Here is a 20,159-nt window from a genome sequence, read left to right on the forward strand (position 1 = left end):
CTTTTTCGCCTCTCCGCCATGACAACCCAAGACTTTGACGTGCTCATCGTGGGCAGCGGCCTCGCCGGGCTCACCGCCGCGCTGCGGCTCGCTCCCACCCACCGCGTGGCCGTGCTGACCAAGCGCCAGCTGCACGACGGCGCCAGCGGCTGGGCCCAGGGCGGCATCGCCGCCGTGCTGGCCGAGGGCGACAGCTTCGACGCGCACGTGCAGGACACGCTGGTGGCCGGCGCCGGCCTGTGCGACCTGGCGGCCACGCGCTTCGTGGTGGAGAACGCGCCCGACGCCATCCGCTGGCTGCAGGGCCTGGGCGTGCCGTTCTCGCAGGAGGACGGGACGCTGCACCTCACGCGCGAGGGCGGCCACAGCGCGCGGCGCATCGTGCACGCCACCGACGCCACCGGCGCCGCCGTGCAGCGCACGCTGATCGACGTGGTGCGCGAAACGCCCGGCATCACGCTGTTCGAGCACCACACGCTGGTCGACCTGATCACCTCGCGCAAGCTCGGGCTGCCGGGCGCGCCGCGCTGCCTGGGGCTGTACGCACTCGACGAAGCCGCCGACGCGGTCGTCACCTTCCGCGCGCCGCAGACCATCCTGGCCACGGGCGGCGCGGGCAAGGTCTACCTCTACACCACCAACCCCGACACGGCCACGGGCGACGGCATCGCCGCCGCGTGGCGCGCGGGCTGCCGCGTGGCGAACCTGGAGTTCATCCAGTTCCACCCGACCTGCCTGTACCACCCGCACGTCAAGAGCTTCCTCATCACCGAGGCCGTGCGCGGCGAGGGCGGGCTGCTCAAGCTGCCCGCCAGCAAGGGCGGCACGCGCTTCATGCCGCAGCACGACGCGCGCGCCGAGCTGGCGCCGCGCGACGTGGTGGCGCGCGCCATCGACTTCGAGATGAAGAAGCACGGCCTGGACTGCGTGCACCTGGACATCTCGCACCAGAGCCCGCGCTTCCTGCAACTGCACTTCCCCAACATCCTGGCGCGCTGCGCCGAGCTGGGGCTGGACATCACGCGCGAGCCCATCCCCGTGGTGCCGGCGGCCCACTACACCTGCGGCGGCGTGCTCACCGACCTGGCCGGGCGCACCGACCTGCAGGGCCTGTTCGCCATCGGCGAGACCGCCTGCACCGGCCTGCACGGCGCCAACCGCCTGGCCAGCAACTCGCTGGTGGAATGCATGGTGTACGCGCGCGCGGCGGCCCAGGCCATTGCCGAGGTGCCGCGCGCCGCCTTGCCCGCCGTGCCGCCCTGGGACGACAGCCGCGTGACCGACGCCGACGAGTGCGTGGTCATCTCGCACAACTGGGACGAGCTGCGCCGCTTCATGTGGGACTACGTGGGCATCGTGCGCACCGACAAGCGGCTGGAGCGCGCGGCGCACCGCATCGCGCTGCTCACGGGCGAGATCCACGAGTTCTACTCGAACTTCCACGTCAGCCGCGACCTGCTGGAGCTGCGCAACCTGGTGCAGGTGGCCGACCTGATCGTGCGCAGCGCCCAGATGCGCCACGAGAGCCGCGGCCTGCACTACAGCCGCGACTGGCCGGCGCTGGCCGCGCCGGCGGCGCCCACCATCCTCGTGCCCGCGCTGCAGCGCTGAGCACCGCCCACCCACACGCGAAAAAGCCCCGCAAGCATGGCTTGCGGGGCTGACTGAGGCTGGATGCACGCCCGGGCTGCTGGCTTCCCCATCCGAAGGCTGAAACCCGGCGGCGCCGGCTGGCCTCAGAAGTTGTGGCGCAGGCCGATTTCGTAGCCGGTGAGGCTGTTGCCCACGCCAGGCGTCGGGCTCAGCGACGAGCCCAGCTTGCGCGCGGCCTTGTCGTCGTTGCTCAGGCGCGCCACGGCCGCATACAGCTCCGTGCGCTTGGACATCTGGTAGCCATAGCCGATGGCGAAACGCTTGGAATCGTTGTTGTCCACCTTCTTGTCCTTGTACAGGGAGAAGGCGGCACGCAGCTCGCCAGGGCCCACGGGGGCCTTCACGCCGAAGCTGTACAGATCGACGCGCTTGTCGTTGCCGCGCTCGGAGGCGATCAGCACCATGGGGGTGACCACGCCGAAGTTGTACGAAGCGCCCAGGTTGAAGTTCTTGTAGTCCACGGTGTCGGCGGTCGTGCCGCCCTTGACGACGCCGTAGGCCGCGGCCACGTTCAGCGGGCCGTTGGCATAGCCCACGCGCAGGCCGATCGTGCTGGAGAGGCTGGTGCTGCCGGCCTGCTCGCCGAAGCCGTAGGTCACCTGGCCATACACGCCGCCGAGCTTGGGCAGCAGGTAGCTCACGCCGTTGGAGACGCGCTTGGGATTCGAGCCCTCGGGCGTGCCGGTGGCCGAGCCGCTGATCAGGTTGTGGCCGTTGATGGCGCCCATGCCGGTGTCGCCGAAGGCATGGAAGGTTTCCAGGTTCTGGTACGACGGGGTCTTGTCGCGGCCCAGGCGCACTTCGCCAAAGCCACCCATCACGCTGACGGTGGAGCGGCGGTCGAACTTGAAGCCGGAGCCGCCGTCATCGACGTTCAGGCCGCCTTCGAGCCAGAAACCGGCCTTCAGGCCGCCACCCAGGTCTTCCACGCCGCGAAAGCCCAAGCGGCTGCTGGAGTTGCCGCCGTTGGCCAGGCCGGACACGCTCTTGCCGGTGGTGGAGATGCGCGCTACGGAAACGTCGGCCACGCCGAAAAGGGTCACGCTGGAGCTTTGGGCCGAAGCGCCTGCGGCGGTGGCCAGTGCGGCCAGGGCAAGGAGGGTTCGTTTCATGGTATTCAACTGTGGTTATGTGAATGGGAAAAGCCCGAGGGCTGCGTGCATTACACGAACCACCCATGAAACCTTCGTGAAAACCCGTAGCACAGCACCGCATTGGCAAAAAAACCACAATCGTGCCCGCGGCGCTGCCCACCGCGCAGCCCGGGGGGTTGTATAGACTCACAGGTTTTTCACCCGCATCGCCCCCTACGCCCCATGTTCCGCACCCTGCTCAAATCCAAGATCCACCGCGTCAAGACCACGCACTGCGAGCTGCACTACGAGGGCTCGTGCGCCATCGACGAGGACCTGCTCGACGCCGCCAACATCTGCGAGAACGAGCAGGTGCACATCTGGAACGTGGACAACGGCGAGCGCTTCGTCACCTACGCCATCAAGGGCCAGCGCGGCAGCGGCATGATCTCCGTGAACGGCTCGGCCGCGCGCCGCGCCGCCGTGGGCGACCTGCTCATCATCGCGGCCTTCGCCCAGGTGCACGAGGACCAGGTGGCGGCCCACCAGCCGCAGCTCGTGTTCGTGGACGAGCACAACCGCCAGACCGCGCTGCGCCACCACGTGCCCACGCAGCCCTTGTGACGCCGCCCGCCGACGCCCTCGCCGCGCGCAGCCTCGCCAGCGTCTGGCACCCCTGCACGCAGATGAAGCGCCACGAGGCCGAGCCGCCCGTGGCCATCGCGCGCGCGCAGGGGCCGTGGCTCTACGGCACCGACGGCCGGCGCTACCTCGACGGCATCAGCTCCTGGTGGGTCAACCTGTTCGGCCACGGCCACCCGCACATCCAGGCCGCGCTCACCGACCAGCTCGCGCGGCTCGACCACGTGATGCTCGCGGGCTTCACGCACGCGCCCGTGGTGGAACTGTCCGAGCGCCTGGCCGCGCTCACGGGCCTGGGCCATGCGTTCTACGGCAGCGACGGCGCATCCGCCACCGAGATCGCGCTCAAGATGAGCGCGCACTACTGGCGCAACCAGGGCCGCCCGGCCAAGAGCCGCTTCGTGGGCCTGGCCGGCGGCTACCACGGCGAGACCGTGGGCGCGCTCGCGGTGACCGACATCGCCCTGTTCCGCGAGGCCTACGCCCCGCTCGTGCGCCTGGCCGCCACCGCGCCCAGCCCCGACGCGCGCGGCGCCCGGCCCGGCGAATCGGCGCGCGGCGTGGCCCTGCGCGCCGCCGCCGCGCTCGAAGCCTGGCTGGCCGAGCACCACGCCACCACGGCCGCGCTGATCCTCGAGCCCCTGGTGCAGTGCGCCGCCGGCATGGCGATGCATGACGCCGAATACCTGCGCCGGGCGCGCGCGCTGTGCGACCGCTACGAGGTGCACCTCGTGGCCGACGAGATCGCCGTGGGCTTCGGCCGCACGGGCAGCATGTTCGCGCACCAGCAGGCGGGCATCCGGCCCGACTTCCTCTGCCTGTCCAAGGGCCTCACGGGCGGCACGCTGCCGCTGTCGGCCGTGCTGACCACCGACGTGGTCTACGCTGCCTTCTACGACGACGACGTGGCGCGCGGCTTCCTGCACTCGCACTCCTACACCGGCAACCCGCTGGCCTGCCGCGCGGCGCTGGCCACGCTGGAGCTGTTCGAGCAGACCGATGCGCTGGCGCGCAACGTGCAGCGCGCGCAGGCCATCGACGCGGCCTGCGCGCCGCTCACCGCGCACCCGCGCGTGCGCCACGCGCGCCGCCAGGGCATGGTCTGGGCCTGGGACGTGGACACACAGCTCCCCGACTTCGCGCGCCGCTACCACCGCCACGCCATGGCGCGCGGCCTGCTGCTGCGCCCCATCGGCACCACCCTCTACGCCATGCCGCCCTACGTGCTCGACGACGAGGCGGTGCAGCACCTCGCCCACAACGCCCTGGCCGCGCTCGACGCCACGCTGGCCGAGGAAGCCGGCGCGGCCGCCCCCACCGAGGAGCGCCTGCCATGACCCTGGGCGTGTTCGTCACCGGCACCGACACGGGCGTGGGCAAGAGCTTGGCCTCGGCCGCGCTCCTGCACGCGCTCGCGCGCCACCACGCGCGCGTGGTCGGCATGAAGCCCGTGGCCGCGGGCGCCGGGCTGCACGGCGGCCAGCTCGCCAACGAAGACGCCGTGCTGCTGCGCGCCGCCTCCACCGTGGCCGTGCCGCCCGAGCTCGACAACCCCGTGCTGCTGCCCGAGCCGCTCTCGCCGCACATCGCGGCGGCGCGCGCTGGAACGGCCATTTCCATTCCCGCCATCGTGCAGAGCTACCGCCAGCTCGCCGCGCGCGCCGACGCCGTGGTGGTCGAGGGCGCCGGGGGCTTGCACGTGCCGCTGTCCGACACCGAGACCGGCGCCGACCTGGCCCAGGCCCTGGGCCTGCCCATGGTGCTGGTCGTGGGCCTGCGCCTGGGCTGCCTGAACCATGCCGCGCTCACGCTGGATGCCATCCGCGCGCGCGGCCTCGCGCTCGCGGGCTGGGTGGCCAACCGCATCGATCCGCACATGCTGGCGCCCGAGGACAACATCGCCTGGCTGCGCCAGCGCCTGGGCGTGCCGCTGCTGGCCGAACTGCCGCACCAGCCCCGGCCCGACGCGCGCGCCCTGGCCGCGCTCTACCAATTGCCCGCCGACTGGACATGACCACTGCTCCCTCTTGGATCGACGAATTCCCCGCGCGCATCGCCGCGCTGGACGATGCCCACCTGCGCCGCAGGCGCCGCGCCGTGGTGCCCGCCGAGGGCGCCCACCTCACCGTGGACGGCGTGCCCATGCTGGCCTTCTGCAGCAACGACTACCTGGGCCTCGCGGCACACCCCGCGCTGGCCGAGGCGGCCCGCGCGGCCACGCACGAATTCGGCGTGGGCTCGGGCAGCTCGCCGCTGGTCAGCGGCCACAGCACGGCCAACGCCGCGCTGGAGGACGACCTCGCGCGCTTCGTGCAGCTGCCGCGCGCGCTCTACTTCTACGCGGGCTACGCGACCAACATCGGCATCGTGCCCGCGCTCGTGGGCGAGGGCGACGCGCTGTTCTCCGACGCGCTCAACCACGCCTGCCTGATCGACGGCGCGCGCCTGTCGCGCGCCACGGTGCACCGCTACGCGCATGCGGACCTCGCGGCGCTGGGCGGCCTGCTCGCGGCCAGCCCCGCGCGGCGCAAGCTCGTCATCACCGACGCCGTGTTCAGCATGGACGGCGACGTGGCCGACGTGCGCGCGCTGCTGGCCCTGTGCGAACGGCACGACGCGCTGCTCTTGATCGACGACGCCCACGGTTTCGGCGTGCTCGGCCCCGAGGGGCGCGGCACGCTGGCCGAGGCGGGCCTCACCGGCGCGAACGCCTCGCCGCGCGTGCTCTACATGGCCACGCTGGGCAAGGCCGCGGGCGTGGCGGGTGCCTTCGTCGCCGGGCCCGGCGCGCTCGTCGAATGGCTGGTGCAGAAGACGCGCAGCTACATCTTCGCCACGGCAGCGCCCGCGCTGCTCGCGCGGGCGCTGCAGGCCAGCCTGCGCGTGATCGCCGCCGAGGGCTGGCGGCGCGAGCAGCTCGCGGCGCGCATCGCCCAGTTGCGCACCGGCCTGGCGCCGCTGCTGCAAGGCACGCACTGGCGGCTGGGCGACTCGCGCACGGCCGTGCAGGCCCTGGTCATCGGCGCCAACGACGAGGCCCTGGCCGTGATGGACGGCCTGCGCGCGCGCGGCCTGTGGGTGCCCGCCATCCGCCCGCCCACGGTGCCCGAGGGCACGGCACGGCTGCGCATCGCGCTGTCGGCCGCGCACACCGAGGCCGACGTGCAGCGCCTGCTGCAGGCGCTGGCCGCGCTGCGCCCGGCGCACGCCTGATTTGTTCCACCCGGAGGTTTTCCATGCCCCACCTGACCGTCGAATATTCCCGCAACCTCGCCGGCTTCCCCGAAGCCCAGGCGCTCACCGAGCTCAACGCCGCCGTCTGCGCCAGCCCCGAAGTGGCCGACGAGGCCGACCTCAAGACCCGCATCGTGCCCGTGCCGCAGTTCGCGGTCGGCACCGCGCCCGCGAACCGCGCCTTCGTGCACGCGCAGCTGCGCCTGCTCTCGGGCCGCAGCGACGCGGTGAAGAAGGAACTGTCGGACGCCATCGCCGCCGTGCTGCGCCGCCTCACCCCGCAGCCAGCCGGCATGCTGGTGCAGCTCAGCGTCGAGATCGCCGACATGGACCGGGGCAGCTACTACAAGGGCCGCCTGTAAACCCCGCGGCTTCCACCACGGCCCCGCGCACGCGCTGCGCGCAGTGCCTGCGCCCGCCGCGCGCCTGCCTGTGCGCGCTGATACGGCCGGTGCACAGCCCCGTGCAGCTGCTGGTGCTGCAGCACCCCGCCGAGGTGCTGGAGGCCAAGGGCACGGCGCGCCTGCTGCACCTGTGCCTGCCGGGCAGCCGGCTGGAAGTGGGCGAGCGGTTCGACCCCGCGCAACTGGCCGCCTGGCTGCACGCGCCCTGGCGCGCGGGCGATGCGCCGCGCCACGGCGTGCTGCTGTACCCGCCGACACCCCACGGCGGTTCCCTGGGCCTCGCGGCCAGCGCGCCCTGGCCCTGCCCCACGCCCGCGCCGCACGCGCTGCGGCTCATCGTGCTCGACGGCACCTGGCGCAAGAGCCGCAAGATGCTCTACGCCAACCCCGCCCTGCAGACGCTGCCACGCCTGGCGCTGGCGCACCCGCCGCCCTCGCGCTACGGCGAACTGCGCAAGGCCCAGGCCGCGCACCAGCGCAGCACGCTGGAAGCCACGGCCTGCGCGCTGGCGCAGCTCGATCCCGCCGGCCCGGCGCCGCACGCGCTGTGGCAGGCTTTCGAGGGCCTGCTGGCGCAGCAGGCCGCGCTGCGGCAGCCATTCGCCCGTAACACGGCCTGAGCGGTGTATCAGGGTTTTTGCCGTAACTCCTGTAGCTCTTTTTCCAGGCCCTGCAGCTCAGCCTCCAGCGCTTGCGTGCGTTCGTTGCAGGCTTCCTCGGCCGCTTCCATTTCACCGGCGGCCTCCTGCGCCTCCAGCCTGCCCGCCACCGTGCGCCGCCGTTCGGCCAGCGTCTGGCGTTCGGCCAGGGCCGCCCGTTCGCGCGCGCACTGGGCACGGTGTTCTTCGAGGTCGGCCTGCGCGTTGGCCACGCCACTGGTTTCCAGCGCGGTGCGGCGCTGCCAGCGTTCGCCGAAAACGCCCTCCTTCTTCGCGGCAGGCGCGCGCTTGGCGGGGGCGGAGGCGGAGGCGGGCACGGCGGGCCCCGTGGGGAGCTTGACCTCGATCTCCTCCCCCTGCCCCGGGCAACGGGCGTCCTGGAAGGTGACCTTGCCATCGGCGCCCTGGCATTTGTAGATGGCCCAGGCTGGCGTGGCCGGGAGCAGCGCGGCGGCCGCCACGGCGGCCATGGCCCATGTCGTCTTGCGCATCGACTTCCTTTCCTTCGCGCAGGCCCGCCGCAGCAGGCGCCATGCGCTCATGTTTCGATAGCTGCTTGCGCTTTCCCGGTAAGGCCTGGAGGCCGATTTGACTGCTAATTTCCGTACAGGAAAGGTCAGCGCCCGCCCGCGGGCCGCAGCAGCGCCATGTACTGGCGGTACTTGGCATTGTCGGGGTTGATCTCGTTCACGCGCTCGAGCAGGCCCATGATTTCGGCCAGCAGGGCGTCGGAGCGCCCCTCGGCGCGCATCTGCCCGATCAGCAGGCCGCACAGGTTCATCATCATCACCTCGCTGTGCGGCAGGTTCTGCAGCGCGATGCGCAGCAGCCGCGCGCCTTCGGCAAACTGGCCCTGGCGCCCCAGCAGCACGCCCTGGTTGTTGATGCTGATGGCTTCCTCGCGCGACTCGGCGATGAGCGTGCGCCCCTCCTCGCCCATCTGCGCCTGCTCGAACAGCTCCTGCACCTGGCCGGAGAGCTGCGCATCCTCGTGGTGCGACTTGACCAGGTTGCGCATCAGCGCGCAGGCCTGCTCCTTGCGCCCCTGGGCCAGCATGCTATGGGCCACTTCCATGGCGGTCTGCGGGCTGGCCTTGTCGGCGTGGCTGGCCAGCAGCGCCTCGACCTGCGCCATGGCGGCCTGCGCCTCTTCGGCCTGCCCCGCCTTGTGGTGCACGGCGCTTTGCACGGCGGCGGCCTGGATGGCGATGTTGACGCCGTCCTTGCTGTCCTTGAACACCTCGTTGGTGCGCTTGAGCAGCTTCAGCGCCTCCTCCGGGCTGTCGTTGTCGGACAGCACGCGCGCCAGCGCCACGTAGGCCGCGGGGTGCTTGTTGGAGGAGAACTCGCTGATCTGGATGGTTTTCTCGAACGCGCCCTGCGCCACGTCGAGCGCGCCGTTGCGCCAGGCGGTCTCGCCCAGCGCCCGCTGGCGGTAGGCCGAGTTGGGCGAGAGCTTCACGGCGGCCTGCAGCACCTGCTGGGCCTGGGGCTTGTCGCCCATGGCGTCGAAGGTCTTGGCGAGCCAGTCGGCGGCCTCGATGAACATGCGGTTTTCCTCCAGCACCTGGCGGAACTGGCTGCGCGCCATCTCGTACTGGCCCTGGTGGAAGTACACCTTGCCCAGGCCGGTGCGCGCCCAGGGCACGCTGCGCGCGGCCAGCACCGACTCGAACAGGGTCTTGGCGCCGTCGTAGTCGCCCAGCTTGAGCAGCAGGTCGCTCTTGATGCGCAGGATCTCGGGGGCCTTGCCGCCCTCGCCCGCCAGCAGCTGGTTGCAGCGCGCCAGCGCCGTGGCGTAGTCGCGCCCGCGCAGCGCCTCCTCCACGCCGCGCAGGGCCTGCTTCTTGACGATGAGGCGCTCCAGGCGGCCTTCGAGGATGTTCTGGTTGATCGGCTTGAGCAGGTATTCGTCGGGCTTGGCCTCGGCCGCGCCCATGATCATCTCGGCGGTTTTCTCCGCCGTGACCATGACCCAGATGGTGGACACGCCGATGTAGTCGTGCAGCCGCGCCTCGTCCAGCACCTGCTGGCCGTTCAGGCCGATGCCAAGGTTGAAGTCGCAGATCACCACGTCGTAGCGGTTGGTGCGCAGGTGGTTGAGCGCGTCGCGGCCGCTGGCGGCGGTGTCCACGCGCGTCACGCCCATGGAGCGCACCAGGTCGCGCAGGATGGTGCGCATGCCCTGGTAGTCGTCCACGACCAGCACCTTGGCCTTCGTCAATGCAGCAGATGGCATGTTGTTTGTTCTTTCCTACGGCAGCCGCACGACGAAGCAGCCGCCGCCCCAGGCGCCGCCGTTCTCGATGATGAGCATGCCCTGGCGGCCGCCGTTGCGGTGCACGCGCGCCACCTGGGCCGAGAAGTAAAAGCCCAGCCCGGTGCTGCCGGTGCGGAAGTTCACCCCGGCGGCGCTGGCGTTCACGCGCTCGTCGCGCAGCATGTGCGCCGGGTAGCCCTGGCCGTTGTCCTCCACGCGCAGCTCCAGGCACCCGCCGTCGATGCGCGCGGCGATGCGGATTTTGTCGCGCGTGTAGTGGAAGGCGTTGTTCAGCGCGTTCAGCAGCACCCCGGCCATCAGGTCGCGGTCCAGGTACCAGTAGCAGCCGGCGTCGCAATCGACCTCCACCCCGATGTCCTTGAACGCCATGACCGGCCGGTACATCGCCAGCGCGTCCTCGACCAGCTCGGCGACCGGGCACTCGGCGATATCGACCGGGTAGATGGCCTTGTCCAGCTTGTACAGGCTCAGCAGCTGGATGAGGTTGGCATTCATCCGGTTGGCCTGGTAGATCACGCCCCCCAGGTCGGTGTAGTCCTGCATGTCGCCGTGGGCCTTGCACTGCGCGGCGATTTTCTCCAACGCGCTGATCTGCACGTTCAGCGAGTTCTTCATGTCGTGGATGGACGAGGCCATCAAATCGGTGAAACTGATGTCATCTTGTGCCATGGAGCATCTTCCGTCGGGCCTGCGTTGTGCGCGTCCTTTATCGTGCCATGCCGGGGCGGCGTTGCGCGCCACGCGCGGCCAGGGCAACGACTCCTTTTTTCATAGCTGCCAGCGCTTGCCAGGCAAGGGCTGGAGGTTGTTTCCGATTGTATCCCGGGCACGGGCGGGCGCGCCCGTGGTGCGGCGGCGGCGCTACACCAGCCGCGCGTCCAGCCAGCCGCGCAGGCTGTTGACGAAGGCCCACTGCCGCACGCGCGGCACGTCCTGCAGCCGCAGCAGCCCTTCCTGCACGCGCCCCTGGCGCAGCGCCACGGCACGGCCCACGCCCGGCAGCAGGCCGCAGTCCAGCGGCGGCGTGATCCAGCGCCCGTCGAGCAGCGCGGCAATGTTGCCGAAGGTGGTCTCGGTGATCTCGCCCGCCGCGTTGTGCAGGATGGTGTCGAACACGCCCGACCCGGCGGCGGGCGCGAACGCCGCGTAGTGCGCGCGCCGCGTGGTCTTGTGGCGCACCCATTCGCCATGCGCCTGCACCAGCGGCCGCGCGGCCAGCGCCAGCCGCACGGGCTGCGGCGTGGCGGCCAGGGCGAAGGCCTCGGCGCGCGGCGCGCCGCGCGCGTCCAGCAGCAGGCGCACGCGCCAGGGCCCGCCGGGGTACGCCTCGGCCAGCGCACGCAGGCAGCCCTGCACGGCAGCCTCCTCGAACGGATAGCCGAAGTGCGCGGCCGACGCGCGCATGCGCGCCAGGTGGTCGGCCAGGTGGCGGTAGGCGCCGCCCTCCAGCGCCAGGGTTTCCAGGATCTCGAACGGCGCGCTGGCGCGCTCCACGAAGGCGCGCTTGGCCTCCCATTCGCGCCACTCCGCGTCGCTGCGCGCGCCCCAGACGATGCCGCTGCCGATGCCGCAACGCGCCTGCGCACCCTGCAATTCGATGGTGCGGATCGGCACGTTGAACGTGGCCGCGATGGCACCGGTGCCGTGCTGCGGCGCCGGGCGCAGCAGGCCCAGCGCGCCGCAGTACACGCCGCGCGGCCCGCCCTCCAGCGCGTGGATGGCGCGCATGGCCTGCACCTTGGGCGCGCCGGTGACCGAGCCGCAGGGGAACAGCGCGGCCAGCACGTCCACCAGCCGCGTGCCGGCACGGGTGCGCGCCTGCACGTCCGACGTCATCTGCCACACCGTGGGCAGTTGCTCGGCATGGAACAGGCGCGGCACGCACACGCTGTGCGGCGCGGCGATGCGCGACAGGTCGTTGCGCAGCAGGTCCACGATCATCACGTTCTCGGCCCGCTCCTTGGGGCTGGCGCGCAGCTGCGCGGCCTGCGCCGCGTCCTGCGCGGGCGTGGCGCCGCGCGCGGCCGTGCCTTTCATGGGGCGCGCGAGGATCTCGCCCTGCCCGTCGGGCCCCGCCTGCCAGTCGAAGAACAGCTCGGGCGACACCGACAGCACCTGCGTGCCATCGCCCGCGTCCACATGCGCCGCGTAGCCCTCGGGCTGCGCGCGCTGCAGCGCGGCGAACAGCGCGGCGGCATCGCCCTCGAAGCGCCCATGCAGCGGCGCCGTGAAGTTGACCTGGTAATACGCCCCGGAGGCGATGCCCTGCTGAATGTGCGCCAGCGCCTGCTCAAACGCCGCCAGCGCGGGCTGGCCGTGCCAGTCGATCACGGCAGCGCCCTCTTCCCGCGCCGGCGGCCATGCCCCGGGCGCATCGTGCACCGCGAACCATGCCAGCGCAGCGCCCTCTTTCGGTGCATGCACCACCAGGGCCGGGTCGAACGCCGGAGCGGCCTCGTAGCACAGCCAGCCCAGCACCCAGGCGCCGGCGCGCGCCGCCGCCTCGGCGGCCTCGACCACCGGGCGGACCTCGTGCAGGGCATGGGCGGCCAGCACCCGGCGCGGGGCGCCGAAGGCATGGCGCAACCGTTGCGCGCCAGCATCACGCGGATCAGAAAAATCAATGAATGAAATCACGTCAGAACGGAGCAGGATTTGTGCACTTGTTCGCACATAGGAACGCCAGTCAACGCCCCCTGTCTGGGCCGCGATTCTGGCACCGTTTTTGCTTCGAGCCTCTCATAGTGTTTCCATCATTGCCAAGCGCAGCGATGCCGCTATACAACCCTGGTTCCTATTGATATCTCTGAGGAGTTCTGAATGACGATTTCGCGCAAGTTGTTTATCGCCGCCGTGGTGGCAGGCATGGGTTCGGCAGCCATGGCCCAGGAGCAGGTCGTCAAGATCGGCCACATCGGCCCCGTCTCCGGCCCCCAGGCCCACTTCGGCAAGGACAATGAAAACGGCGTGCGCATGGCCATCGAAGACCTGAACGCCAAGGGCCTGGAAATCGGCGGCAAGAAGGTCAAGTTCCAGCTGGTGGCCGAAGACGATGCCGCCGATCCCAAGCAGGGCACGGCCGCTTCGCAGAAGCTGTGCGACGACAAGGTCGCCGGCGCCGCCACGTTCCTGAACTCGGGCGTGGCCATCCCCTCCTCCAAGGTGTTCCACGACTGCGGCATCCCCATGATCACGGGCGCCGCCACCAACCCCGAGCTGACCAAGCCGGGCTGGAACACGACCTACCGCGTCATCGCCAACGACAACGCCCTGGGCGCCGCCCTGGCCGACTACGTGGCCAAGATCGCCAAGCTCAAGACCGTGGCCGTGGTCGACGACCGCACCGCTTACGGCCAGGGCCTGGCCAGCGTGTTCAAGAGGGAAGCCGAGAAGCAGGGCGTGAAGGTGGTGGCCAGCGAGTTCACCAACGACAAGGCCACCGACTTCATGGCCATCCTGACCTCGATCAAGGCCAAGAAGCCCGACGCCATCTTCTACGGCGGCATGTACGGCCAGGCCGGCCCGATGCTGCGCCAGATGGCCCAGCTGGGCATGAACGAAGCCAAGCTGCTGGGCGGCGACGGCATCTGCGTGCCCGAGCTGGCCAAGGTGGCGGCCGGCGCCAAGCCGCTGGAGAACGTGGTCTGCGCCGACGGCGGCGCCTCGCTGGCCAAGATGCCCGGCGGCAGCGACTGGAAGAAGCGCTACGACACCAAGTTCCCCGGCCAGTTCCAGGTCTACAGCCCGTACTTCTACGACGCCACCATGCTGCTGGCCGACGCCATGAAGCGCGCCAACTCGTGGGACCCGAAGGTGTACATCCCCTTCCTGCAGAAGTCCGACTACGCCGGCGTGACCTCGCGCATCCAGTTCGAGGCCAACGGCGAGATGAAGAACCCCAGCTACACGCTGAGCCAGTTCATCAACGGCACCAAGACGCCGATGGAACAGAAGTAATCCACGCAGGTCCCATGCAAAAAGCCCGCTTCGGCGGGCTTTTTGCATGGGCGGAAGCCGAATGGTCATGGCAGGCCGCCGATGAAGTTGCGCTTGGGCTTGTAGCGCGTACGCAGCTCGGCCAGCCATGCGGTCTGTTGCGCCGAGGGCAGGCGCTCCAGGATCTCGCGCACCAGTTCCAAGGGCTTGGCATAGGGAGACGTTGCGCTTTCCATGGCCTGCGCGAACACGCGCCGCAGCAGTTGCGCGGCATCGGCGTGATGGCGCCGGGGCAGCTTGCGCGCCAGGGTTTCCAGCGTCGCGGCCGCGCAGCGCACGCCGCTTTGCTGCACCAGGGCCAGAGCCTCTTCCAGATCCCGGTCGGCCAGCAGCCAGGCGGTGCGCAGGCTCACGTCGCGCTCCATGGCACCCGCCTGCTGGCCGTAGGGATTTTTGCGCCGCGCCTGCAGCGCATCGGCTTCGCGCTGCTCGGCCCAGGCGAACAGTTCGGCGCGGTAGGCGGCGCGGTCACGCCCGGCACGCCCGGCGGCTTTCAATACGGACTGGTAGACGTCCGGCGAGGCGTTGGCCGCCAGGCGGCGGCGCCAGATAGCCAGGGCTTCCTCGTCCCAGCCGTCGCGCTCGTAGCAGCGCAGCAGGTCGTCCTCGCTGCGCCAGTCCTGCGGATGGCGTTTGGCCGCCGCCTGCGCCCACTGGAAGGCCTCGCGGTACCAGCCCTGGGCTTCGCACAGGGCCACGAGGTCATGGAATTCGCCCGGGTCGGCGGCGCTGGCGGCCATGGCATCGCGCAGCGCGCGCGGGTCGCCCTGGGCCGCGATGCTGGCGAGGTAGCGGCCGCGCAGCTGGCTGCGCTGGTAGTCATAGCGGCCCGTGGCCGGGTGGCTGCGCTGCCAGCCGTCCCACTCCTCGCGCACGCGCTCGGTGTAGCGGGCCAGCACGGCGGGGCCGGCCGCAGCCAGGATGGCTTTTTCGTCCCACAGGCCCCAGGGGTCTTCGGCCATGAGCGTGAACCAGCGCTCCACCCACGCGGCGGGCGGCGGCGCGGCATGCAGGGCCTGCGTCAGCAGGGCGATCAGGTCCTGCATCAGCCCGCCCAGCTCGCCGTTGGAATCGTCGGCGTGTTCGGCCACCTTGTACAGGCAGCGCAGCGCGTGCTCGCACAGGGCGCGCAACTCGGCCGGGTCGCGCTGCAGCCAGGGCTGCAGCAGGGGCAGCACCCGGCCCGCGCGGCGCATGTAGGTGGGCATCTCGTGCCAGTCGAGGTAGCCGCTGCGCTGGCGCAGCAGGTCGCCGATGGCGCCGCGCAAGGCCTTGGTGTCGCTGCCCGCGCTGTGCTCGGCCTGCCAGGCCTTGAGGTCGGCCATCAGGGCGCGGTCGTTCCCGGCCCAGGCCCAGAGGCGTTCGGCCAGGGCCTCGGCAGGCTGCGCCCGCACGAAGGCGTGCAGCGCATCGCGGTTGCTGGCCTGGGTGCGGGCCCGCTTGGCCGCGGCGGCCACCTTGCGGGCGGCCTGCGCGTGCGGCGCGGAGGCCTCGCCACCCAGCGCAGCGCGCCAAGCCAGGCACAGCGCCACCTGGTGCTTGCAGAAGTTGCCGTCCTGCGCGTGGGGGCAGTCGCACGCCCCGTCCAGATCGTCCTCATCGTCGATCCACACGCGCACCTGGTAGGCGTGGGTGCCCTGTACCACGGCCGCCAGCGCTGCCTGCTCGCCGGGCACGGGCTCGGCGTCTTCCAGGGCTTGGATGGCGCCGCTGGCGGCATAGGCCTGGCCGCGCGCGAAGACGGCGGCGCCGCCGAGTTGCCGCAATGCGGTATCGGATAGCAAGGGGAGCAAGAAAGCAGCCATGGGAATTTGAGCCAAATCGGCCTCCTGCGCTTATCCAGAAAGCGCTAGCAGCTATGAAAAAATGAGCAACCGCCCCTGGTCGTCAGGAAGCCAGGTGGTTGCAGGTGCGCTCAAGGATATCCATGACGAACTGCACATCCTTCTTGTTCAGCGGCTTGAGCATGCGGGCGATCTCGTTGGCGCCCGATTGGGTGGAGCCGCTGACGCGGGGGATGAAGGCTTCGACGGGGCAGTTCAGCGCATTGGACAGTTCCACCAGCCGGGGGATGGTCAGCATCACCACGCCGCGCTCCATGCGCGAGACGGCTTCCGGGCCTACGTCCAGCAACTCAGACAACTGGTCTTGCGACAGCCCGGCCTGCAACCGGCGGGCGCGGATGGCTGCGCCCACTTCCATTGCAATGCTGCGCTCAAAGTCGTCCTTCATTGGGTTGCTCCATGTCAACCCCGTAGGTTGATAGCAACCTCTATTGACATGAAGAACAAAAAAGGTGGAAATTCCACAAAAAGCAACCCATAAAGTCAGAATCCATTCCCTAAAACTAGCGATAGCACACAAATTGCCGTTCTGCCACCCCGCATTTGCGGGATAGCGCATGCGCCATTTGGCTTGCTCAAATGCATCAGACAGCTTCAACCCAACCAAACCGCCAGGAGACGCCCATGCCTGCATACACAACACAATCGGCCCAGGCCGAACTGGCCTACCCTGGCCCCCTGGCCCAAGCCGCCCAAGGCGATGGGGTCAAGCGTCTTCAGGAATGGCTCGCCCTGTCGGGACGTGGACTGGTGCTGGACGGCGACTTCGGCCCGGCTACGGCCCGTGCGCTCGCAGCCTTCCAGGCAGACAACGGCCTGTTTCCATCTGCCACCCTGGATGAAGGCACCTGGAATGCGCTGACGGCCCCCATGCAAAACGCCCTGGACGCCCAGCCGGACCCCGGCGTACCTTATGACATTGCCGTGTGGCAGGTGGCACGCGCTCACATGCGCCAAGGCGCCGCCGAGGTAGGCGGGGACAACCGGGGGCCGTGGGTGCGGCTCTATGCCCGTGGGACGGAAGGCAAGGAAGTCCAATGGTGTGCGTACTTCGTCACCTTCATCCTGAAGCAGACCGCCACGGCGCGGGGCTCCAGCGCTCCACTGCGGGGCTCCAGTTCCTGCGACACCCTGGCCAGGCAGGCGCAGGATGCGGGCCGGTTCGTCGAAGGCTCGCACCCGGATGCCAAGGGCAACGCGCCCAAATTGCAGCACGTCTCGATCTTTCTGGAGCGGAAATCCCCCATCGACTGGGTTCACACGGGATTTGCCTACGCCTTTCAGGCAGGCACCTTTCAGACCATCGAGGGAAATTACGGGGACAAGGTTGGCGAAGGCGGCGAAAGGGGCATCAAGACCCGGTCGCTGAACGGAAAATACGACTTCATCACAATAAATTGATGACACATATTAAAAGTATTTTCCCAATAACTCATCAACAGCCATCGTGAAATTCAGAAGATCATTTATCGTCGCCTTCATTTTAATGTCAACGCACGGCCTGGTTCTTTCCCAGAGAGTCGTTCGAGGCATTTGCGATGGCCACCCTGGTTGCCCAAAATCAGGCACAGCCAATCAACAAAACAATACCAATAGCAACTCCTCTGCGGAAAGAGCGCAACAAGTGCTCAAGGCCATTGGCGCTATCGGTGCGGCAATCGGGCGTTCCGAAGAAGCTGCCGCAGAAAATGAGCGAAACAACGCTCCACGCCAGCAATTGACCAATAGCGATCCTCAATCCGATGCCTGCCCCGCCAGCATCATGGCTGGAGGCGGCCCTTTTGATTTGGCTGGCGCCATTGCCCAGGCAGGGTCGGCAAGGGCGTTACTGGCCCGTACAGAACAGGCACTGCGGGAAATGTCAACGCAGGACTGCGCCACCTATCCCAATGCGGAAGTGTGCAGAGTCACCAAGGCAGTGACCAGGGATGTCAATGCTGCGCTCAAGAAGTGCATTACCGCAGGCGCAAACAACGCAACAGGAGAAAATGCAAGCGAACAACCTAATACCCATGAGGAATGCGAGAACCGCCATCGGGGCGGCGGACAATTTACAGAATATTTAGCCTGCGTGCAAAGAGTGGCCAGGCAAATCATGAACGATGCAGATGCAGCCTTCAATGCAATCCAGTCCCAGCCCAATGTCGTGGCCGCTGAAAGCAACCCTTGGGCACCTGCTCCATTCACGCCACCAGACCCCAAGCGCGACTACAGCGGGCAATCTTGCTCGTATTTCACCAAACCAGCACGCGAAGGGGATCATCGCCTCAATTATTATGCCGATGATTCATTCGTATGCTATGGCACCACCATGTACAAATGCGTGGCCCGTCACTGGCAGAGCAAAGGGCCATGCTCCGCATACCAGGATTCTGGCCAATTCCGCGCAGAAAAGCTCGAGTCATCAACCTTGAACACAAAGGTGTATGAAGAATGAAGCTCACGCCACAATGGATCTTGGTGATTGCCTTGGCGTCAGTGGCCAGCATTTGTTCCGCCCAAGAAAAAACCCCAAGGATTGCACCTAAAAAATCGGGTACGCCAGCCCCCAGCGCACCACAGAGACTTTCAAGTAAAGAAATTTTCTCCCGCGCATTTCAAGCATTGCAATCCAATGATCCGGCAACAGCAGCGGATTTATTTCGTGCCGGTCTTGAAAGCGATCCAAACGATGAAAATGCCTGGCTCTATCTTTTCAAGGCGCAGATGCTATTGGGAGATGCAAGTGGTGCTGAATTATCAAAAGCCAAGGCATTAAGCCTTGGCATGCCCGGTGCCAAATTTGAATCCGCCAAGTCTGCGAAGATTTCAATACCACAACTACCGACAGCCCCCTTCAATATAATTAGCCTGCCAGAAGAGGTAAGACAAAGAATTGAAGAAGACCCGGCTTACCGCCTACCCACTCCCCCCGGAGGATTCGATGCAGACGCACAGTCAGACTTTTCAATCCTCGATGACAGTGGATCAAGTGAATTGGGTGGGTCAAAAGAAATTTTCGCCCTGGGCGGATTGGTATACATTGCAGGTTATAGCGGGACATACAAAATAATTACCAAAATAACTATAAATGGAGAATTATTTCAAAACAAGAAGGGGAACAAATTTGGAATAAAGACCAGCACAATCACAATACCTCCGCCCCAAATCAACACAGCTCTTAATTCATACATCCGCGAAGATAAAATATTTTTATGCGAAGCAATTCGTGAAATACCAAGAATAAAGATTGGCTCAATTTACAACAACCTTACCCTGTCAACAGAACAAACAAATCTGATGATGTACAAATGCTCTACAACTCAGGGAAAAACAGAAAGCGACCTAAAAACACTTGATGCAGCCAACACGAACCTCATCAAATTCTCTTTTGCAACAAAGGCGGAATATATGTTTTATATTCCATCAAAAAAACTATTAATAAGAAATATCAAAGAAGATCAATTGCACCACTACCAATAAAAAGCAGGTCAATCATGTCAAATACCATAGGATTCATCAGCGGCGTACAGATCAACGAAGACGACGATGGCCGCGTCTGGTATCGATCCGGCGCATCCATCGACGCAGACGGTGCCAATGGCCAAAACGGGCAGCCCGTCGCCTACAACGACACGGACACGGGCACTGATCACCTCGCCAACGGCGGCATGCGGCTGGTGGCCGGGCGTGTGGTGCGCACCGGAGATTCCGCCATTGCCATCCTGGGGCCGGACGGCCAGCCCAGGGTGTTTGCGGGCGGGTTGATTGCCTCGAAGACGTGGTACAGGCACCCGGGCATGTCGGCGGACGACCCGGCAGCCTATGTGGATGCGGAGACCGTTCCCTATGTGGTGGTGCCGCCCCTCATCGTCAAGGAAACCGTTGGTGTGGTGCGCGGTTGCAAGGCGCGCGTGACCTACAAGGGCCGCACCGTGGATTGCGTGGTGGCGGACAAGGGGCCGAGCGCGCGCATTGGCGAAATCAGCATTGCAGCGGCCCGCGCCTTGGGGATTCCCCACAGCCCCAAGAACGGCGGCATCGAGGGCAAACTGGTCGACTACGAGCTATGGCCTGGGCAGGCTGCCGAGGGGTTTGTATTGCAACCGGCGTGAGCGAGGCTTCGCGCGTGCGCAGCGACGGGCCGCAGCATGTGACCGTGCATGGGCGGGATGAAGTCGTCGTGATCGCGGCGGAGAATTTCCGGCGGCTGCAAGGGGGGCGCACGGGCCAGGCGCTGGTCGATGTGCTGCAAGCCTCGCCCTGCCGGGATGTGGAGTTTGTCTTGGCTCCATCCGTGGCCGCGCCTGTGCAGGACGTGGAACTGTTGTGACGAAGGGCTCTTTGGAGCCAAATAAGCCACCAGCGCCCGTCCACCAAGCGCCAGCAGCTAT

Annotated in this window: 20 protein-coding genes; 13 read left to right on the forward strand and 7 right to left on the reverse strand. The window is 67.7% G+C overall.

What is annotated here, in order from left to right; all coding sequences use genetic code 11:
* Nucleotides 1–18: 18 nt before the first annotated feature.
* Nucleotides 19–1,611 carry an L-aspartate oxidase gene (nadB, locus tag YS110_09375; protein ID UJB64939.1) on the forward strand — a complete coding sequence of 531 codons (1,593 nt, stop codon included), beginning with the start codon at nt 19–21 and terminating at the stop codon, nt 1,609–1,611.
* A 125-nt stretch (nt 1,612–1,736) separates the two neighbouring features.
* Here the strand turns inward: nadB and YS110_09380 are convergent, their stop codons facing one another.
* Nucleotides 1,737–2,765, reverse strand: a complete 1,029-nt coding sequence (locus YS110_09380; GenBank protein UJB64940.1) for a porin — start codon at nt 2,763–2,765, stop codon at nt 1,737–1,739.
* 204 nt (nt 2,766–2,969) lie between these two features.
* On the opposite strand from YS110_09380, the gene YS110_09385 reads away from it, so the two are divergent.
* The 6 genes from YS110_09385 to YS110_09410 are packed head-to-tail and all read left to right on the forward strand — an operon-like array spanning nt 2,970 to nt 7,626.
* Nucleotides 2,970–3,350 carry an aspartate 1-decarboxylase gene (locus YS110_09385; GenBank protein UJB64941.1) on the forward strand — a complete coding sequence of 127 codons (381 nt, stop codon included), beginning with the start codon at nt 2,970–2,972 and terminating at the stop codon, nt 3,348–3,350.
* Nucleotides 3,347–4,705 carry an adenosylmethionine--8-amino-7-oxononanoate transaminase gene (locus YS110_09390; protein UJB64942.1) on the forward strand — a complete coding sequence of 453 codons (1,359 nt, stop codon included), beginning with the start codon at nt 3,347–3,349 and terminating at the stop codon, nt 4,703–4,705. Before YS110_09385 ends, YS110_09390 begins: the two co-directional genes overlap by 4 nt.
* Nucleotides 4,702–5,382: a dethiobiotin synthase gene (gene bioD, locus YS110_09395; GenBank protein UJB64943.1), complete on the forward strand. Its 681-nt coding sequence runs from the start codon at nt 4,702–4,704 to the stop codon at nt 5,380–5,382. Before YS110_09390 ends, bioD begins: the two co-directional genes overlap by 4 nt.
* A complete protein-coding gene (gene bioF, locus YS110_09400) occupies nt 5,379–6,581 on the forward strand; it encodes an 8-amino-7-oxononanoate synthase (GenBank protein UJB64944.1) in 1,203 nt (400 codons plus the stop codon). Before bioD ends, bioF begins: the two co-directional genes overlap by 4 nt.
* A gap of 23 nt (nt 6,582–6,604) precedes the next feature.
* Nucleotides 6,605–6,964 carry a 5-carboxymethyl-2-hydroxymuconate Delta-isomerase gene (locus YS110_09405; GenBank protein ID UJB64945.1) on the forward strand — a complete coding sequence of 120 codons (360 nt, stop codon included), beginning with the start codon at nt 6,605–6,607 and terminating at the stop codon, nt 6,962–6,964.
* A 47-nt stretch (nt 6,965–7,011) separates the two neighbouring features.
* Complete coding sequence (locus YS110_09410) at nt 7,012–7,626, forward strand: DTW domain-containing protein (protein ID UJB67409.1); 615 nt, start codon at nt 7,012–7,014, stop codon at nt 7,624–7,626.
* A gap of 8 nt (nt 7,627–7,634) precedes the next feature.
* On the opposite strand, the gene YS110_09415 is transcribed toward YS110_09410, so the two are convergent.
* The 4 genes from YS110_09415 to YS110_09430 all read right to left on the reverse strand — a co-directional run bounded on the left by YS110_09415 (nt 7,635) and on the right by YS110_09430 (nt 12,583).
* Nucleotides 7,635–8,156: a DUF4124 domain-containing protein gene (locus YS110_09415; GenBank protein UJB64946.1), complete on the reverse strand. Its 522-nt coding sequence runs from the start codon at nt 8,154–8,156 to the stop codon at nt 7,635–7,637.
* A 125-nt stretch (nt 8,157–8,281) separates the two neighbouring features.
* Nucleotides 8,282–9,904 (reverse strand): tetratricopeptide repeat protein, encoded by a 1,623-nt coding sequence (locus tag YS110_09420; GenBank protein UJB64947.1) that lies wholly within the window; start codon nt 9,902–9,904, stop codon nt 8,282–8,284.
* 15 nt (nt 9,905–9,919) lie between these two features.
* On the reverse strand, nt 9,920–10,615 hold the full coding sequence (locus YS110_09425; protein UJB64948.1) for a HAMP domain-containing histidine kinase: 696 nt from the start codon (nt 10,613–10,615) through the stop codon (nt 9,920–9,922).
* Between the two features lie 192 nt (nt 10,616–10,807).
* Nucleotides 10,808–12,583: a chorismate-binding protein gene (locus YS110_09430; protein UJB64949.1), complete on the reverse strand. Its 1,776-nt coding sequence runs from the start codon at nt 12,581–12,583 to the stop codon at nt 10,808–10,810.
* Nucleotides 12,584–12,766: 183 nt separating this feature from the next.
* On the opposite strand from YS110_09430, the gene YS110_09435 reads away from it, so the two are divergent.
* On the forward strand, nt 12,767–13,903 hold the full coding sequence (locus tag YS110_09435) for a branched-chain amino acid ABC transporter substrate-binding protein (GenBank protein UJB64950.1): 1,137 nt from the start codon (nt 12,767–12,769) through the stop codon (nt 13,901–13,903).
* Between the two features lie 65 nt (nt 13,904–13,968).
* Here the strand turns inward: YS110_09435 and YS110_09440 are convergent, their stop codons facing one another.
* Nucleotides 13,969–15,747, reverse strand: a complete 1,779-nt coding sequence (locus tag YS110_09440; GenBank protein ID UJB64951.1) for an SWIM zinc finger family protein — start codon at nt 15,745–15,747, stop codon at nt 13,969–13,971.
* A gap of 82 nt (nt 15,748–15,829) precedes the next feature.
* The gene (locus YS110_09445; GenBank protein UJB64952.1) at nt 15,830–16,174 is read right to left on the reverse strand and encodes a helix-turn-helix domain-containing protein; all 345 of its coding nucleotides are present in this window, start codon (nt 16,172–16,174) and stop codon (nt 15,830–15,832) included.
* A gap of 236 nt (nt 16,175–16,410) precedes the next feature.
* On the opposite strand from YS110_09445, the gene YS110_09450 reads away from it, so the two are divergent.
* The 5 genes from YS110_09450 to YS110_09470 are packed head-to-tail and all read left to right on the forward strand — an operon-like array spanning nt 16,411 to nt 20,098.
* The gene (locus YS110_09450; GenBank protein ID UJB64953.1) at nt 16,411–17,187 is read left to right on the forward strand and encodes a peptidoglycan-binding protein; all 777 of its coding nucleotides are present in this window, start codon (nt 16,411–16,413) and stop codon (nt 17,185–17,187) included.
* A gap of 46 nt (nt 17,188–17,233) precedes the next feature.
* Nucleotides 17,234–18,223, forward strand: coding sequence for a hypothetical protein (locus YS110_09455; GenBank protein ID UJB64954.1), 990 nt, complete (start codon nt 17,234–17,236; stop codon nt 18,221–18,223).
* The gene (locus YS110_09460; protein UJB64955.1) at nt 18,220–19,248 is read left to right on the forward strand and encodes a hypothetical protein; all 1,029 of its coding nucleotides are present in this window, start codon (nt 18,220–18,222) and stop codon (nt 19,246–19,248) included. Before YS110_09455 ends, YS110_09460 begins: the two co-directional genes overlap by 4 nt.
* Nucleotides 19,249–19,262: 14 nt before the next feature.
* Nucleotides 19,263–19,880, forward strand: a complete 618-nt coding sequence (locus YS110_09465) for a hypothetical protein (GenBank protein UJB64956.1) — start codon at nt 19,263–19,265, stop codon at nt 19,878–19,880.
* Nucleotides 19,835–20,098 carry a type II toxin-antitoxin system prevent-host-death family antitoxin gene (locus YS110_09470; GenBank protein ID UJB64957.1) on the forward strand — a complete coding sequence of 88 codons (264 nt, stop codon included), beginning with the start codon at nt 19,835–19,837 and terminating at the stop codon, nt 20,096–20,098. The genes YS110_09465 and YS110_09470 overlap by 46 nt, the downstream gene beginning before the upstream one ends.
* Nucleotides 20,099–20,159 lie beyond the last annotated feature (61 nt).

Source organism: Acidovorax sp. YS12, from assembly GCA_021496925.1.
Lineage (GTDB): Bacteria > Pseudomonadota > Gammaproteobacteria > Burkholderiales > Burkholderiaceae_C > Paenacidovorax.

Bases quoted from the DNA above. Each gene is read 5' to 3' on its own strand.
- nadB (UJB64939.1), top strand. From the start codon at position 19: ATGACAACCCAAGACTTTGACGTGCTCATCGTGGGCAGCGGCCTCGCC.
- YS110_09380 (UJB64940.1), bottom strand. From the start codon at position 2,765: ATGAAACGAACCCTCCTTGCCCTGGCCGCACTGGCCACCGCCGCAGGC.
- YS110_09385 (UJB64941.1), top strand. From the start codon at position 2,970: ATGTTCCGCACCCTGCTCAAATCCAAGATCCACCGCGTCAAGACCACG.
- bioD (UJB64943.1), top strand. From the start codon at position 4,702: ATGACCCTGGGCGTGTTCGTCACCGGCACCGACACGGGCGTGGGCAAG.
- bioF (UJB64944.1), top strand. From the start codon at position 5,379: ATGACCACTGCTCCCTCTTGGATCGACGAATTCCCCGCGCGCATCGCC.
- YS110_09405 (UJB64945.1), top strand. From the start codon at position 6,605: ATGCCCCACCTGACCGTCGAATATTCCCGCAACCTCGCCGGCTTCCCC.
- YS110_09415 (UJB64946.1), bottom strand. From the start codon at position 8,156: ATGCGCAAGACGACATGGGCCATGGCCGCCGTGGCGGCCGCCGCGCTG.
- YS110_09420 (UJB64947.1), bottom strand. From the start codon at position 9,904: ATGCCATCTGCTGCATTGACGAAGGCCAAGGTGCTGGTCGTGGACGAC.
- YS110_09425 (UJB64948.1), bottom strand. From the start codon at position 10,615: ATGGCACAAGATGACATCAGTTTCACCGATTTGATGGCCTCGTCCATC.
- YS110_09435 (UJB64950.1), top strand. From the start codon at position 12,767: ATGACGATTTCGCGCAAGTTGTTTATCGCCGCCGTGGTGGCAGGCATG.
- YS110_09440 (UJB64951.1), bottom strand. From the start codon at position 15,747: ATGGCTGCTTTCTTGCTCCCCTTGCTATCCGATACCGCATTGCGGCAA.
- YS110_09445 (UJB64952.1), bottom strand. From the start codon at position 16,174: ATGAAGGACGACTTTGAGCGCAGCATTGCAATGGAAGTGGGCGCAGCC.
- YS110_09450 (UJB64953.1), top strand. From the start codon at position 16,411: ATGCCTGCATACACAACACAATCGGCCCAGGCCGAACTGGCCTACCCT.
- YS110_09460 (UJB64955.1), top strand. From the start codon at position 18,220: ATGAAGCTCACGCCACAATGGATCTTGGTGATTGCCTTGGCGTCAGTG.
- YS110_09465 (UJB64956.1), top strand. From the start codon at position 19,263: ATGTCAAATACCATAGGATTCATCAGCGGCGTACAGATCAACGAAGAC.
- YS110_09470 (UJB64957.1), top strand. From the start codon at position 19,835: ATGGCCTGGGCAGGCTGCCGAGGGGTTTGTATTGCAACCGGCGTGAGC.